Annotated in this window: 12 protein-coding genes and 1 tRNA gene; 5 read left to right on the top strand and 8 right to left on the bottom strand. The window is 52.8% G+C overall.

Translation table 11 applies throughout. From position 1 onward, the window contains the following. Nucleotides 1-144: 144 nt before the first annotated feature. From NSS83_RS12515 to NSS83_RS12530, 4 genes are read left to right on the top strand one after another with little or no spacing between them, the layout of a single operon-like run. Nucleotides 145-1,608, top strand: coding sequence for a spore germination protein (locus NSS83_RS12515; protein WP_341348354.1), 1,464 nt, complete (start codon nt 145-147; stop codon nt 1,606-1,608). Nucleotides 1,609-1,648: 40 nt separating this feature from the next. Beyond that, nucleotides 1,649-2,854: a Ger(x)C family spore germination protein gene (locus tag NSS83_RS12520; RefSeq protein ID WP_341348355.1), complete on the top strand. Its 1,206-nt coding sequence runs from the start codon at nt 1,649-1,651 to the stop codon at nt 2,852-2,854. Beyond that, nucleotides 2,851-3,060, top strand: coding sequence for a hypothetical protein (locus NSS83_RS12525; protein WP_341348356.1), 210 nt, complete (start codon nt 2,851-2,853; stop codon nt 3,058-3,060). The genes NSS83_RS12520 and NSS83_RS12525 overlap by 4 nt, the downstream gene beginning before the upstream one ends. A gap of 32 nt (nt 3,061-3,092) precedes the next feature. Continuing rightward, nucleotides 3,093-4,196 (top strand): endospore germination permease, encoded by a 1,104-nt coding sequence (locus tag NSS83_RS12530; RefSeq protein ID WP_341348357.1) that lies wholly within the window; start codon nt 3,093-3,095, stop codon nt 4,194-4,196. 2 nt (nt 4,197-4,198) lie between these two features. Here the strand turns inward: NSS83_RS12530 and NSS83_RS12535 are convergent, their stop codons facing one another. From NSS83_RS12535 to NSS83_RS12560, 6 genes are all read right to left on the bottom strand, one after another. Then, nucleotides 4,199-5,623: a VanZ family protein gene (locus NSS83_RS12535; RefSeq protein WP_341348358.1), complete on the bottom strand. Its 1,425-nt coding sequence runs from the start codon at nt 5,621-5,623 to the stop codon at nt 4,199-4,201. Between the two features lie 233 nt (nt 5,624-5,856). Beyond that, nucleotides 5,857-7,011, bottom strand: a complete 1,155-nt coding sequence (ispG, locus tag NSS83_RS12540) for a flavodoxin-dependent (E)-4-hydroxy-3-methylbut-2-enyl-diphosphate synthase (protein ID WP_341348359.1) — start codon at nt 7,009-7,011, stop codon at nt 5,857-5,859. A 130-nt stretch (nt 7,012-7,141) separates the two neighbouring features. Further along, nucleotides 7,142-8,398 (bottom strand): ATP-dependent Clp protease ATP-binding subunit ClpX, encoded by a 1,257-nt coding sequence (gene clpX, locus NSS83_RS12545; protein WP_341184213.1) that lies wholly within the window; start codon nt 8,396-8,398, stop codon nt 7,142-7,144. Between the two features lie 12 nt (nt 8,399-8,410). Continuing rightward, nucleotides 8,411-9,001 (bottom strand): ATP-dependent Clp endopeptidase proteolytic subunit ClpP, encoded by a 591-nt coding sequence (clpP, locus tag NSS83_RS12550; RefSeq protein ID WP_036697575.1) that lies wholly within the window; start codon nt 8,999-9,001, stop codon nt 8,411-8,413. 282 nt (nt 9,002-9,283) lie between these two features. Further along, nucleotides 9,284-10,627 carry a trigger factor gene (gene tig, locus NSS83_RS12555; protein ID WP_341184212.1) on the bottom strand — a complete coding sequence of 448 codons (1,344 nt, stop codon included), beginning with the start codon at nt 10,625-10,627 and terminating at the stop codon, nt 9,284-9,286. A 95-nt stretch (nt 10,628-10,722) separates the two neighbouring features. After that, a complete protein-coding gene (locus NSS83_RS12560; protein ID WP_341184211.1) occupies nt 10,723-11,652 on the bottom strand; it encodes a hypothetical protein in 930 nt (309 codons plus the stop codon). Between the two features lie 153 nt (nt 11,653-11,805). Between NSS83_RS12560 and NSS83_RS12565 the strand changes: the two genes are divergently transcribed. Beyond that, nucleotides 11,806-11,879: transfer RNA gene (locus tag NSS83_RS12565), tRNA-Arg, on the top strand. Between the two features lie 1,817 nt (nt 11,880-13,696). On the opposite strand, the gene pstA is transcribed toward NSS83_RS12565, so the two are convergent. Both pstA and pstC read right to left on the bottom strand, forming a co-directional pair. After that, nucleotides 13,697-14,578, bottom strand: a complete 882-nt coding sequence (gene pstA / locus NSS83_RS12570) for a phosphate ABC transporter permease PstA (protein ID WP_341184210.1) — start codon at nt 14,576-14,578, stop codon at nt 13,697-13,699. Continuing rightward, nucleotides 14,578-15,522 (bottom strand): phosphate ABC transporter permease subunit PstC, encoded by a 945-nt coding sequence (gene pstC, locus NSS83_RS12575; protein WP_341348360.1) that lies wholly within the window; start codon nt 15,520-15,522, stop codon nt 14,578-14,580. Before pstC ends, pstA begins: the two co-directional genes overlap by 1 nt. Nucleotides 15,523-15,595 lie beyond the last annotated feature (73 nt).

Genomic DNA, 15,595 nt, shown 5'->3' on the forward strand with positions numbered 1-15,595 from the left:
TACTACTAGGTAGTATAGCCTTTTCAACCATTCGTAAACTCCGGCGGCAAAAAAACAGAACCCGCACCGCCCTGCCGGGCAGTCTATTGCATATGATTTTCCACAACCGGAGAGACTATACGCGATGACAGGAGGCGAATTCATATGACACAACTAGAGAACGCAGGCTCGCCGCAGGAGAAATTGCCGGACTCTCTGTCCGCTTTTATAGAGGGAATCAAAGTCCGTCTGGGTACAAGCACAGATATCATCTACCGGTTCATTACACTGGGGACCTTGTCCGCAGTAGTTATCTATATTGAAGGAATGGCTGATCCGCAAGCCCTGATGATGGCCATTCATGAAGATGCCGGCTATTTCAATGCCCTCAGCGAACCTCAGCCGGAGGTCTGCCTGAAGCTGCTGCAGGAACGAACACTCTCCCTAGGCAAGGTTGGGGGGATCACGAATTATACGGAGATCGAGACGGAGCTCCTGGCCGGCAACTCTATCGTATACATTAACGGAAATGCGCAGGCGCTGTCTGCCGGTACAGAAGCGCTGAAGCAGCGTGCAGTGGAGGATGCCGTCTCGCAATCCGTAGTACGGGGCCCTCGTGAAGGATTCACCGAATCTCTCCGGGAGAACAGCGCTCTGATCCGCCGGAGAATCCAGAACCCCAAGCTGCGGGTAGAACAGCGGAAGCTTGGAACGCAGACCCAGACCAACGTCGCGGTGATGTATATCGAAGGCAATGCCGATCCCGAAGTGCTCCAGGAGCTGCGCAGACGGCTCGATGAGGCGAAGCTCGACAGCGTGCTGGAGAGTAACTACGTTGAAGAGATGATTCAGGACCGGCGCTATAGCCCCTTCCCAACCGTTTATAATACAGAACGCCCGGACGCTACCGCCTCCGCACTGCTGGAAGGCCGGATCGCCATTCTGGTAGAGGGCACCCCATTTGTCCTGGTGGTTCCAGCACTAATGGTTCAGTTCTTTCAGTCCAGTGAGGATTATTACCAGCGGAGTGATTTTGCCAGTCTGGTCCGGCTGCTCCGGTTCTTCTGCTTTGCCGTCGCTCTGCTGACCCCTTCCTTCTATATTGCGATCACCACCTTCCACCAGGAGATGATTCCCACCACCCTGCTGATCAGTCTGATCGGACAGCGCGAGGGGATTCCTTTTCCCGCCTTCCTGGAAGCCTTCATCATGGAGATTACGTTCGAGATTCTGCGTGAGGCCGGCATCCGTCTGCCCAAATCCATCGGCCAGTCTGTGTCCATCGTAGGAACACTGGTAATCGGTCAAGCGGCGGTGGATGCCGGACTCGTCTCGGCGGCCATGGTCATTGTCGTATCCATTACAGCAATTGCCAATTTCGCCCTGCCTGCCTTCAATGTAGGAATCTCCGTGCGGATGCTGCGATTTGTCCTGATGGTGATTGCGGCCTCTTTCGGCTTGTTCGGGATGATTATTGCGCTCATTATTCTGGCCTTACATCTGTGCAGCCTTGAATCTATGGGCATTCCTTATATGACCTCCTTCGCCCCGATCCGCTGGCAGAGCCAGAAGGATACGTTCATCCGCTTGTCCCGGCGCACTATGAAGAAGTATTTCGGGCAGAATTAGCAGGGTGACATGAACTCTCTTAACGAAAGGAGTGCTGGCCATGTGGAGAAGATTCCTGTGTATCCTTCTGATCATAAGTCTTATCCCGCTCAGCGGATGCTGGAGCCGTAAAGAACTGAACGATCTGGCCCTCGTCATGGCACTCGGCATTGATCTCGTGCCGGAAGGCTATGCCGTGACTGTTCAGGTTATGAATCCCGGGGAGAGCGGCAACCAGAAGGGCGGTGCCTCCGGGGGGATGCCCGTTGTTACGTACCAGGCTATGGGCAGAACCGTTCCCGATGCGCTGCAGCGTATGCTAAGCGTGACTCCGCGTATACTGTATCTGGCTCATATCCGTGTGTTGGTTATCGGGGAAGCGCTGGCCCGCAGCGGGGTCAGTGATGCGCTGGACTTCATCTCACGGGACCATCAGCTGCGTACAGATTTCTTCCTGCTGGTCGCCAAGGATTCCAAAGCTTCGAAGATACTGGAAATCATCACTCCCTTCGAGCATATTCCTGCGAACTCCCTGTATTCTTCTATATTGGCCTCCCACAAGAAATGGGCTGCTACCGGAAAGGTTACTCTACAGCAGTTCATTACCGAGCTGGAACGTGGCGGCTCCAACCCCGTGATGTCCGGCGTGCAGTTGAATGGGGACTTGCAGGACGGAGGCTCCGTGAACAATGTGGATAGCATCCGCCCGAAGACTCTGGTCCAGCATGCGGGAATCGCTGTATTCAAAAAAGACAAGCTGGTCGGCTGGCTGGGCGAATCCGTCAGCAAGACGGTCAACTATGTTCTGGATGAGGTGGACTCTACCGTCAGCAATGCCCCCAGCCCCGGAGGCGGGCTTGCAGGCTTCATACTGACCGGATCAGACAGTACGCTGGATGTCCGGATTAATGCACAGGGCAAGCCTGAATTTACGGTGAAGCTCAATATGCAAGCCAATCTGACCACGATTCAGGGCAGGCTTGATATGAACAATCCGGCCAGCATCGAAGACCTCCAGAAGAGTATAGAGCAGCGCTTCGACCTCAGGCTTACACAGAATATCCGGGAAGTTCAACAGAAGTACGGTACTGACATCTTCGGCTTCGGCGAAGCCCTGCACCGGAAGTACCCCCGGCTGTGGCGGACGTACCGGGAGCATTGGGATGACAGCTTCAGAACCGCCAAGGTTAATGTACGCTCTAACGTTGTGATCCAGCGCATTGGTTCGGTCATCCAACCTATGAAACGGGAGATGGAGGAGAAATGAACTGGAACCTGATTCTGCTGTTCTTCCTGTTGTTTGTATTGATCCTGAAGACACCTGCTGTAATTAAGCTACGTTCACCGCGGGATGCGGCTGCTTTCTATGGCGTCTGGAGCCTTACTGTTGCGGTGACCATACTTGACATGGCAGACCTGCCCCAGTTCAGGCCGCTCGACTGGGTACGCAGCCTTATGCAGCTTCTGACCTGAATAACTTCAACAAGAGAGGGAGTGCATCATCAGTGAAAGATCGTTCGGGGATTTCCTTACGGCAGTTCTATATCATGACCTTTGGACTCACCATCGGGACCTCCATTCTGGTTATCCCGAGCGGACTTGCGCATACCGCCAGAGAGGATGCCTGGATCGCCGCACTTTGCAGCCTCCTGATCAATCTGGTTATGGTCGTACTGTATCTCGCGGTAGCCCGGCTGTATCCCGGCAAAAACCTCTATGAAATGCTTGAAGCCGGCTTCGGCCGGTGGCTTGGCAAACTCATCTCGCTGCTGTATCTGTTCTATTTCCTGATTCTCACCGGCACACTGCTCGGCGACCTCGGGTTCTTCATGACCAGCGAGATTCTGCCTGAAACCCCGGTTGAGGCGATTCAGATCGTCTTCCTGACCGCTGCCGTAGTGTGTGCCAGCCTGGGGATCGTCGTGCTTGCCAGAGTAGGGGAATTACTATTTCCGTGGGTGCTGTTTCTGTTCCTGATTCTTGTACTGGCCCTGATCCCGAAGATCGAATGGAATCATATCAAGCCTGTCCTGGAAGGGGGCTTCCGCCCCGTGCTCCTGGCCGCCTATCAATCCTCCATGTATCAGGAGCTTATTGTGCTTTTGACATTCCTCCCCCTAGTCAAGAAGCCGCGAAGCGGAGAGCGGGCCTTTCTGCTCGGTACGTTCGGAGGCGGCGTGATCCTTACCGTCATCGTGCTGCTCAGCCTGCTTATTCTTGGTATTGAACAGACGGAGAATAGCACCTTCCCCGCCTATGCACTCGCCAAAACGATTAATATCGGGAATATTCTGCAGCGGGTTGAAGGGATTCTGATTACGATTTGGGTGCTGACCTTTTTTATCAAAATCTCTTTGCTCTACCTCTCGATCCTGAAAGGACTGCAATCCGTCTTCCATCTGAAGAAGCAGGACTATCTAATCTATCCCCTGGCTGTATTGTTCGTCATCATCGCCTGGAACACCTATATCAACACCGTGTATGTCAACGAAATCATTGCAAAGGTATGGGGGAATTTCGCATTCATCTACCTCGTATTTTTCCCGCTGCTGGTATATGGGATTGCGCTGATCCGGCGCAAGCTGGCTGCCTCCGCAGCCAAATCATAACGTTACATAGCCGGGATTTGAGTACCCCACTGCTCTCCGTTCACCGTTCCGGTGAAGTTGTAGACCGGCTGGTAATATCCTTTCGAGTCATAGGTGTACGCGAGATCAACTTGTTCAATGCGCAGCACATCGCCTTTCTTCAGATCCATATACATGTTGAAGTTCCCCTGAAGGACTTCCTCATAAGCCTGTGCGGGGCTGATTAACTCCACTTTACGTACATACTTATTCTCGTTTACAGCATAGAACAGATCCAGAGGAGCCTGCTGACCCTCAGAAGGCGGAACCAGCATGATCATTCCCTTCGCAAAATCCTTCGCGTTCTGCGCGATCCCCGCCACAGGCTGACTAAGCTCCCATCTCAGCGTATTCCCGTTCTGTATGCTGAAAACGGCATCCGCCGGAAGAATATGGTTGGACAGCATCCAATCTTCATAGAATTCTTTATGCTTCGCAGCTTCTTCTTCACTCAATGTGGAATTCCGATCGCCCTCGCTATACAACTGCCATCCGCCGTCCATTAAGTTATAGTTGAAGGTGTATGGAATTCCGTCACGGTCCACGAATGACCAGATCCGGTTCATTCCATCTATTCGATTCCCCTCCTTGCGCTGCAGATCAAAAGACCGCTCGACAAGTGCCGCTATCTCCTGTCCATACGCCAAATCATAGATCCTTTCACTGACATAAAGGGATGCTGGCTCAACCTCTTTCGGAAGCCCGGCACTAAGTTCCACCTCAACACCGCGCATATCCTGCTTAATGGCCGGACGAATAGATAGATTTCCAAGCTCCTTGGACTGATAAACGGCCAGCGCACTGGTGAACAATAGAACAAATATCAGTGGAATACATAGCGCAAGTCCTGCCGAACGAAAAGCCAGCTTTCGCTGCTCCACACTGTCTATTATCGCGTTCATTATCAAGTAGCCTGCTATACTGCCGATTGTGTTGTGCAGGATATCATCCAGCTCAAATATACCTCTGCGGCTAATCATTTGGATAAGTTCAATCCCGATGGTAACCGCCAGAGAAGTCAGAAGCACAGGCATAAAACGCCGGGTTCTCTTCCCGAGAAGCGGAATTAGAAATCCAAGCGGCAAGAACATCAGCATATTAAAAATAATGAGTTGAAACTCGCTTAGCGACCATTGATGCCAGGCGCTCAGGTAACCGCTGAACAGCCGCAAATTAATCCAGCCCTCAAAGTTCTGTCCCCTGCTGAAGGTGGTCAACACCATTACGATGCCAAACCACATGATGAGCAATAGAACCGTTATGCCCTTCTTTAGCGGGAGTTTTCTTTTTCCGCCTTTCTTGCGATATATAGCATAAGAGAGACCAAATGCTCCTATAACCGCTAGCCCGATCATCAATACCTTGGACAGGATCGGCAGCAGCGCGCTAGTTATACCTTGAAAATCCATGTTATATTACCTCCATCTTTGCGTAGGACTGGTCGTATGAGATTCTTCATTAAGAAACCTACTATATAAAAGACAGAGATAACTCGGATTATGTATCATTCTTTGAATGAATTTTTAGCACATAAAAAAGCGCCCCTTATGCAGACAGTCAAATAGAGCTGACTTCTGCGTAGAGGCGCTTCGTCTATACGGGAGCGCAGGTATTATTAGAAATTAGGCCGGAATGTGATAGATCAGTTCGGTTCCTTACCGCTCTCTGAATTCCCTGCGGTTACTGCCGGAGCCAGTCCGGCGTGGCTGCGGCCGGGAATCTCGCCGGTCGCCTCGAAATGCTCGACAATAATGTCAATCTCCTTCTTCAGCTCGGAGACGAGCTCTGCCTCAGGCACCTTGCGGATCATCTTGCCGTAACGGAACAACAGCCCTTCTCCGCGCGCACCGGCGATGCCGATATCTGCTTCTCTGGCTTCCCCCGGACCATTCACCGCACAGCCGAGAACGGATACCTTAATCGGCACCTTCAGCTTGGAGATATACTCCTCCACTTCATTCGCAATCGAGAAGAGATCAATATCCAGGCGTCCACAAGTCGGGCAGGAGATCAGGGTAGCGGCATTCGAGATCAGACCGAAGGTCTTCAGCAGCTCGCGAGCTACCTTCACTTCCTCTACCGGATCGGCACTCAGGGAGATGCGCACGGTACTGCCGATCCCCATAGAGAGCAGCGCGCCGATCCCGGCGGAGCTCTTCACTGTTCCGGCGAATAGAGTACCGGACTCGGTAATCCCCAGATGCAGCGGATAAGGAATCACTTCTGCCGCTTGACGGTAAGCCTCGATGGCCATCGGTACATCGGATGCCTTCAGTGACACGATGATATCGTGGAAGTCCAGCTCTTCGAGAATGCCGATATGGTACAATGCACTCTCAACCATAGCCTCCGGTGTAGGATAACCGTATTTCTCCAGCAGGTGATTCTCCAGTGAACCGGCATTCACGCCGATCCGGATCGGTATCCCCTTGTCCTTACAGGCCTTAACGACAGCTTCCACCTTATCACGGCGTCCGATATTGCCGGGATTGATCCGCACCTTGTCGATGCCGTTCTCAATCGCCAGCAGAGCCAGCTTATAATTGAAATGAATATCCGCTACGAGCGGGATATGAATCTGCTTCTTGATTTCCTTAATCGCTGCTGCCGCTTCTTCATTGTTGACCGTTACGCGCACGAGCTGACAGCCGGCTTCCTCCAGCCGCAGAATCTCGGCTACGGTTGCCTCCACATCGGCGGTCTTGGTCGTACACATGCTTTGAATTGCAACCTCGTTGTTACCCCCGATAATCACTCCGCCAACATTGACGGGACGGGTCTGGTGTCTCAGGAACATGATTTTTCTCCCCCATAACGATCAAAGCTCCACCCTCTCCGCCCCCGCAGGTCATGCGGGATGTGCGGGAGAAAGTGGAGACCCTGAGCTGTATTGTTAAGCCGGGTCAGGCCGGGTAATGAAGCCTGACTTACGCGCTTTCTTCTTTTTTCTTATCCTTCTTGAGACTAAGCTCCGGCAGGGACTTCTCGTTAACAACCTGCTCAGTAATGACACAATCCTTTATGTCATCACGTGAAGGCACCTCGTACATCACATCAAGCATAATGCTCTCAATGATGGCACGCAGTCCGCGGGCACCGGTGTTGCGCTTGATCGCTTCCTTGGCAATTGCTTCAAGAGCAAGCGGCTCGAACTTCAATGCTACATTATCCATCTCCAGCAGCTTCACATACTGCTTCACGAGCGCATTCTTAGGCTCGGAGAGAATACGCACCAGTGTTGCCTCATCAAGCGGCTCCAAGGTCGAGATAACCGGCAGACGGCCAACGAACTCTGGGATAAGGCCGAACTTCAGGAGATCCTCAGGCAATACCATGGACAGGTATTCACCCGCCTTAAGATCCTTCTGTCCTTCAACCGCAGCGTTGAAGCCGATGACTTTTTTGCCGATACGGCGCTTGATCATTTGCTCCAGGCCGTCGAAGGCACCGCCCACGATGAACAGGATGTTCGTTGTATCGATCTGGATGAATTCCTGATGAGGATGCTTGCGTCCGCCTTGCGGTGGAACCGAAGCAACCGTACCTTCCAGAATCTTCAGCAGCGCCTGCTGAACGCCTTCACCGGATACGTCACGGGTGATGGACGGGTTCTCGGATTTACGCGCTACCTTATCAATTTCGTCTATATAGATAATGCCGCGTTCGGCTTTCTCCACATCATAATCAGCCGCTTGAATCAGCTTCAGGAGAATGTTCTCGACGTCTTCACCCACATAACCGGCTTCCGTCAGGGAAGTGGCATCTGCAATGGCAAAAGGCACGTTGATAATCTTCGCCATCGTCTGCGCCAGCAGGGTCTTACCTGAGCCTGTAGGTCCGAGCAGCAGAATGTTGCTCTTCGTCAGCTCCACATCTTCAATCTTGCTCTGGCTGTTCACACGCTTGTAGTGATTGTATACAGCAACGGAGAGCGATTTCTTCGCTTGCTCCTGGCCGATCACGTATTGATCCAGAATATCGCGGATTTCCTTCGGTTTCGGAATATCCTTCATATCCAGCTCTTCTTCGTGGCCCAGCTCCTCTTCCACAATCTCCGTGCACAGCTCGATGCATTCGTCACATATATAAACGCCAGGTCCCGCTACGAGCTTACGAACCTGCTCTTGTGATTTGCCGCAAAAGGAACATTTCAACTGCCCTTTTTCATCATTAAATTTAAACATCTTACCACCCCTTTAAGATATGATCGGTGAAGAGAGAACCTGGTCAATGAGCCCGTATTCCTTCGCTTCTTCCGCGCTCATGAAGTTATCGCGGTCTGTATCCCGTTCGATTTTGTCAAGGGGCTGACCTGTGCGCTCTACATAAATCTGATTCAGCTTCTGCTTCGTCTTGAGAATCCAGTCGGTGTGAATCCAGATGTCGGACGCCTGCCCCTGAACGCCGCCGAGCGGCTGATGAATCATGACCTCGCTGTTGGTCAGCGCATATCTCTTGCCGGGCGCTCCGGCTGTCAGGAGCAATGATCCCATACTGGCTGCCATCCCTACGCAAATCGTTGAAACATCCGGTTTGATATATTGCATCGTATCATATATACCCATGCCGGCTGTAACAGAACCACCGGGCGAGTTGAGGTACAAGTGAATGTCTTTTTCGGGGTCATCTGCTGCCAGGAACAGCAACTGCGCAATAACCAGATTGGCGACATCATCGTCAATCGCACTGCTCAGGAAGATGATGCGATCCTTGAGCAATCTGGAATAGATATCGTATGAGCGTTCTCCCCGGCTTGTCGTTTCCACAACCATTGGTACCAGACTCATGCCACCAACCTCTTTTCTCTATACAGATTAGTCTTTCCGTTTCAGAAATATTTTAACACGTTCAAAGCGGGATGTCATTTATTCACTGTGCCATTAAACCGCATTGCTCATGTGCATGCCATTATAACGCAATTCCGCGGACAATGCCAATTGAAGGGTTCATGATATGTACTGATAAACGCCCGGCCCCCGATAAAAATAAGGCACGTAACAAAAACTTACGTGCCTTATCAAATCTCTATGGAGGCTAATGGATAGCCGTTCTAGGTAAAGGAATGAAGCTTACTCAGCCTTTGCTTCTTCTGCTGCCGCTTCTTCTGCAGGTGCTGCCGGTGCTTCAACTTCCACGCTGTTGCTAACGAGGAAATCGATTGTCTTGCGCAGGGAGATCTCATCATTCAGGCTGCTCAGGGAACCATTGGCTGCCAGGATGCTGCGGATTTCTTCAGGAGTACGCTTGTAAGCTTCAGCCATAGTAGCCAGCTCTTGCGTAACTTCTTCTTCCGACACTTCGATGTTCTCTTCCTTGGCAATAACTTCCAGAACAAGATTGTTACGAACGCGCTTCTCAGCATCGCCCTTCATTTGTCCCTGCAGGTCTTCACGGGTCTGGCCGGAGAAGCTGAGGAACATGTCCATGTTCATGCCCTGCTGGCGGAGACGGGTATCGAAGTCACGAACCATGTTCTCCACTTCGCTGGCGATCATCGCCTCAGGAATTTCCACTTCAGCATTTGCTGCTGCTGCGTCAACTACTGCGGATTCACGAACGCTCTTCAGTTCTTCCTGCTTGCGGGATTCGAGCTGTGCCTTCAGGTCTGCTTTGTATTCTTCCAGTGTATCGAATTCACTAACGTCCTTGGCGAATTCATCATCCAGCTCAGGAAGCTGTTTGCGCTTGATTTCATGCAGCTTCACTTTGAATACAGCAGCTTTGCCTGCCAGTTCAGCAGCGTGGTAAGTCTCAGGGAAGGTTACTTCAACATCCTTGAAGTCTCCAGTGGACATGCCCACTACCTGCTCTTCAAATCCTGGAATGAAGGAATTGCTGCCCAGCTCCAGGGAATGACGCTCAGCCTGTCCGCCTTCGAATGGAACGCCGTCAACCGAACCGTCAAAATCAATGATAGTGATGTCGCCGTTCGCTGCTGCTCCTTCTTCGATAACAACTAGCTCAGCGTGACGCTCTTGCAGACGCTTCAGTTCGGCATTCAGCTCTTCGTCAGTTACTTCTGCCTTCTGTACTGGTACTTCCAGACCTTTGTACTCGCCCAGCTTCACTTCCGGCTTAACTGTGATCTTCGCTTTGAAGATGAACGGCTGGCCCTTGGCGAATTGCTCGATGTCCACTTCCGGACGGTCTACAGGGAAGATGTCAGTCTGTTCAACGGCTTCGCCGTAAGCTTCAGGAAGAAGAATGTCGATAGCATCCTGATACAGGCTTTCAACACCGAAACGGGATTCAAAAATCGGCCGTGGCACTTTACCTTTACGAAATCCAGGAACGTTTGCTTTCTTTACCACTTTATTAAAGGCTTTGTCGAGTGCTGCAGCTACGCGTTCCGCTTCAACTTCGACTTCAAGAACTCCGAGGTTCTTCTCTATTTTTTCCCAAGTTGCTTTCATAATATACTTTTCCCTCCAAAAATAGGTTACATGTTTACTTAAATAGTCCAACATTTCACGCACAGAATAACCACTATATTATATACAACATTACTTTATTTATCAAGTAGAGAACTCTTCACGAATCCCCTGAGCGAACGGTAAGCTCCCTCAAATTGGAAGCGCATGCTATCGGTGATGCCGTACATACCCCGTGTTTCCTCTTCTTTGCGGTCCCCGTTCAGGCTCTCCGACACCATCTGATGCAGGGCTCCCGCCCAAATATCCAGCTGCGAATACTCCCCGTCCAGCAGCTTGCGGTAATCCGCCGTCCCGTAGATGGACATGACGAACTGCCCCCACAGCTCCTGGGCAAAATAATACAGCGTCGGCTCATGCACCTCCGCCTGCTCGGCCACCCGTTCCAGCACCTGGCTGATCTGCGGCGGGAACTCGTCGTTCTGCAGCGGCACGGTCTCGATCTCCACCTCAGCGGCCTCATGGCCCCGGCTCAGCCTGATTGCCCCCTGCGCCCCTCTGCGCCGCAGTGTCTGCAGTGTACGGAATTGCAGCAGCGGATGCACCTCGGCCTGCTGGAGCCACCCGGTCAGCGCTTCATCTACCCCGCTCCCCTCCAGGTAGGAGAGCTGCTCCAGCGCCAGCACCGTCGCTTCGGACAGTGGTTCATTCATGACCCGCTTCAGCAGCTTATCCGGGTACTCCGCATCCTCCTCCAGCTTGGATCTGGCCAGAATCCGGGCCATATCCTCTTCCCCCAGATCCATCTCCTCCGCATCCGGGGCAACGTTCCCTTCCCCGCCCTGCGCCGCGTGAGGGAAGGCCGCCACCAGCCATTCCAGCAGCGACCGCCATTCCTCGTAGTGCCGCTCTTCCTGTCCCTGGCACTGCAGCAAAAAACGCAGCAGCTCCATCGCTTCCCCGTAGCGTTCACTCTCCAGCATAACTGTGAGCTGAATCTGATAGTAATCCAGGGTCTTGGGAAACAGCACGATGTTCTCTTTGGCGGGGGAATTGAATTGATTCATGAGGGCACCTCCTTTTCTCCGAACTGTAATCGCTTCTGAACCTTAATCAATTGTAGATTATAGCATATCCCTGCACGGTTTCAAAAAAACAAGTTGAAAAAGTTAACTATGTATGATAACATAATTTTTGCTTGCTTTTCAGTCAGTCTTCATGTCCCGGTAGCTCAGTTGGATAGAGCATGCGCCTTCTAAGCGCACGGTCGGGGGTTCGAATCCCTTCCGGGACGTCAAAGAAACAGCCTTCCTTCGGGAGGGCTGTTTTGTTGTCCGGAGGATGAGAACCCGGCGCGTCAGCGAGGGGACGTTGGAGCATACACTTCGACAGCATTACTTCGCAATCAGCCCGAATGGGCTGCATCCCTTCCGGGACGTATACGAAACAGCCTTCCTTCGGGAGGGCTGTTTTGTCGTTCGGGGTGGATTTTTTTGAGTACGATCCACTTGGGCGCTTGGGTGGACGCTGCGCGAACGGACCGTTGTTCCAATCGCTGTGTTTTCCAGATTTTTTTCATTCCCCTTAGCGGTGAAAATCCGGAAACCAAGGCGAACGCTATCGCTTTTACACAATCGTTCCATCCTCTCCGCTGTTTGAGCGGGAAATGAATTTCCAAAGAAACCACTACTCTCTTAGTAGTGGAAGAGTGGAACCGTGCACGTACAATGCGGACTGGAAATCCCTTATTCCGGCGGATCACTCCTGTCCGCAGGGTCATGCGGACTCAGGGGCCGTTAAGTAACCCGATTCTTCGCTTTTTCTGCTCGACTGCACAGTTTAACGCCCTCTGAGTCCGCTAAAGACAGAAAAGTTGGTTTTTTCGACGAATAGCGTATCCTCAGTCCGGATAGCTCTGCTGGTGGCTACATTCTATCCGTTCACCTTGTCGTCCACGTTGAATCGGCTACCTGGGAAGGATGTCCGAGTAACAGCGAACCCTGCACGAACCCTGCACGTACTATGCGGACTGGAGATCCCTTATTTCGGCGGAGCACGCCTGTCCGCAGGTTCATGCGGACTCAGGGGCCGTTAAGTAACCCGTTTCTCCGCTTTTTCTGCTCGAATGAACACTTTAACGTCCTCTGAGTCCGTTTAAGAACGAAAAGTTGGTTTTTTCGACGAATAGCGTATCCTCAGTCCGCATGCCTCAGCTGGGGCTACATTCTATTCGTTCACCTTGTCGTCCACATTGAACCGGCTACCTGGGAAGGATGTCCGAGTAACAGCGAACCCTGCACGAACCCTGCACGTACTATGCGGACTGGAAATCCCTTATTCCGGCGGATCACGCCTGTCCGCAGGGTCATGCGGACTCAGGGGCCGTTAAGTAACACGTTTCTCCGCTTTTTCTGCTCGAATGCACACTTTAACGTTCTCGGAGTCCGTTTAAGAAAGAAAAGTTGGTTTTTTCGACGAATAGCGTACCCTCAGTCCGGATAGCTCTGCTGGTGGCTATATTCTATCCGTTCACCTTGAACCGGCTCAAGTCACGCTATTAAGCGTCTGCGCCTCAGTATTTGCTGCAGCATTTTTTGAACTTTTTCCCGCTTCCGCAGGGGCAGGGGTTGTTATTACATAATGTGTAGTTCAAGCAGCTTCTTCTCCTTCGAGCCCTTCAGGATTTTGGCCAGAAGCGTACGTCCCCCTTGCGCGATAATCTCATCGGCTGCCTGCAAAATGGCTAGCATCTCCGGCCTTGGCAGCGGGGTATTCAATGGATACGCGGTCATCTGCTTCCGGTTCGGCGACGGTTCGGCTTACGGCGGTTCGGCTTACGGCGGTTAGTCTTCTGCGTGCTCACAGCGTTCTGCTTCCTTGGTCTTATAATTAAGATACAGGCTAGTCCAACATGCACCTATTTAGTAAAATCATAACATATCAGGGCCGGGAAACAGGAAATTCAGAGGTGAGTTACAGCGCTTCCCTGAGCACTCCGAAGCTCCCTCCATTACACAGCAAACAGGCTGCACGCCATGGATTGTCCATAGCAGAGCAGCCTGTTCTTACAGGGTTATAGCGATAGCGTGAATCCGCGCATCCGTATCCGTCTCAGCGCCCCCGGCGGCGGTTGCCCAGCCACAGCGGGAAGCGGAACATAAAGTTGATCAGCAGCACGACAAAGACCAGTACGGCGGCGGACTTATCCGCGATTTGCCGCGCATCCTCGACAATGGCCTCAGACTGCACGTACCACAGATGAACAGCCAGAGTCTCACCCGGTGAGAACAGGTTGAAGTCCCACATCTCGCCGGAGGTGCTGAGTCCGGCGGTCAGGATAATGACCGCCGACTCCCCGAAGGCGCGTCCGGCCACCAGGCAGACGCCTGTGACGATGGCCGGAAGGGCTACCGGCACGACAACCTTGCGGATGACATGGAACTTCGTCATGCCGAGGGCATAGCCGGCTTCACGGATCTCGCCGGGCACCGCGCGCACCGCCTCCTCTGTGACGCGGGCCAGCATCGGCAGATTCAGCAGCGCCAGGCTGACACCCCCGCCGAGGATCGTCAGGCCGACGCCGAAATATTCGGCGAAGATCGCCAGGCCGAGCAGGCCGAACACGATGGACGGCACCGAGGACAGGGATTCCACGCAGATGCGCAGCGCACCCGTGAAGGCATTATCCGGCGCATACTCCGCCATATAGATTCCTGCCCCGATCCCGATCGGAACCGAGATCAGCAGGGAGATGAACAGGATATAGAAGGAGTTGAACAGGACGGGACCAATCCCGCCGCCGGCATCGATCTCCTCCGGCTGCTTCAGCAGGAAGTCAGGACGGAGTGACGGCAAGCCTTTGCTCAGAATGGTGAACAGCAGCCAGAAGATCAGCAGCATGACCAGAGCGCCCAGCGTATAGAAGCCGATAGTCGCGAGTTTATTGCGCCGCTGGGCTCTGGCCGTATGACGTGTGCGTGTAAATCCGTTCATCAGGCATCCCTCCGTTTGCGGCCCAGGAGCCGGATAATCAGAATCAGTACAAACGAGATCAGCAGCAGCAGGAAGGCCATCATGTGCAGGGCATAGTTCCAGGTGGAGTCGAACTCCACGTTGGAAATCTGCATCACGATATTACTGGTCAGCACCGAGGTGGGTGCGAACAGGCTCTTCGCCAGCTGCGGCGTATTGCCGATAACCATCACCACCGCCATGGTCTCCCCGACTGCGCGGGTCATGCCAAGAATCACTGCCGAGATAATGCCCCGGCTGGCAGCGGGCAGCACGACGCGCATAATGACCTGAAGGCGGGTGGAGCCGAGCGCATAGGCAGCGTCGCGGTATTTGCGCGGAACAGCAACGATGGCATCATCACTGATCCGGCAGATGGTCGGCAGTACCATCAATGCCAGCACGAGTGCGGCGGCAAGCAGTCCGTCCCCAAGACCTTCCCCGCTGATTCTGCGCAGGAAGGGCAGCAGTACGGTCAAACCTAGATAGCCGTATACAATAGAAGGAATACCGACCAGCAGATCCAGCACCGGACGGATGAAGCTCTTCAGCCACTTCGGCGCAATCTCCGCACAGAGCACAGCCATCCCGACTGAGATAGGCACGGCAATGACCAGGGTCAGTGCCGTGAGCGATAATGTATTTACAATGAAGGCTGCTGCCCCGAACATCTCCTCTTCCGGCGACCAGTTGAACGAGAAGAAGAAGTCCATAGGCGAGATTTGGCTGAAGAGCAGCAGCGCCGTTTTGCCGATGAATACAATAACTAGTCCCAGCACAAGACAGAGCGCAAGGATGCTGAATAAAAAATAATAACGGGAGATGCTGTTGCCGAGCAGATGTCTGCGGTGCCGCTTGGTGTTACGTTTAACTTCCTCCAGGCTTGTCTGTGCCTTAACGCTCAGGCCATGAACCGGTGCCCCCATACTTTCCCTCCTGTAAGAGGCCAACCCCGAATATCCCGGAGCTGGCCGCTGTTACCTATCAATCTATTGTGCT

The organism is Paenibacillus sp. FSL H3-0469 (genome assembly GCF_038051945.1).
Classification (GTDB): Bacteria; Bacillota; Bacilli; order Paenibacillales; family Paenibacillaceae; genus Paenibacillus_AQ.

Excerpts from the sequence above, each read along its gene's own strand:
- pstC (WP_341348360.1), bottom strand. The coding sequence starts at position 15,522 with ATGGGGGCACCGGTTCATGGCCTGAGCGTTAAGGCACAGACAAGCCTG.
- pstA (WP_341184210.1), bottom strand. The coding sequence starts at position 14,578 with ATGAACGGATTTACACGCACACGTCATACGGCCAGAGCCCAGCGGCGC.
- NSS83_RS12560 (WP_341184211.1), bottom strand. The coding sequence starts at position 11,652 with ATGAATCAATTCAATTCCCCCGCCAAAGAGAACATCGTGCTGTTTCCC.
- ispG (WP_341348359.1), bottom strand. The coding sequence starts at position 7,011 with ATGTTCCTGAGACACCAGACCCGTCCCGTCAATGTTGGCGGAGTGATT.
- tig (WP_341184212.1), bottom strand. The coding sequence starts at position 10,627 with ATGAAAGCAACTTGGGAAAAAATAGAGAAGAACCTCGGAGTTCTTGAA.
- NSS83_RS12535 (WP_341348358.1), bottom strand. The coding sequence starts at position 5,623 with ATGGATTTTCAAGGTATAACTAGCGCGCTGCTGCCGATCCTGTCCAAG.
- clpP (WP_036697575.1), bottom strand. The coding sequence starts at position 9,001 with ATGAGTCTGGTACCAATGGTTGTGGAAACGACAAGCCGGGGAGAACGC.
- clpX (WP_341184213.1), bottom strand. The coding sequence starts at position 8,398 with ATGTTTAAATTTAATGATGAAAAAGGGCAGTTGAAATGTTCCTTTTGC.
- NSS83_RS12520 (WP_341348355.1), top strand. The coding sequence starts at position 1,649 with ATGTGGAGAAGATTCCTGTGTATCCTTCTGATCATAAGTCTTATCCCG.
- NSS83_RS12515 (WP_341348354.1), top strand. The coding sequence starts at position 145 with ATGACACAACTAGAGAACGCAGGCTCGCCGCAGGAGAAATTGCCGGAC.
- NSS83_RS12525 (WP_341348356.1), top strand. The coding sequence starts at position 2,851 with ATGAACTGGAACCTGATTCTGCTGTTCTTCCTGTTGTTTGTATTGATC.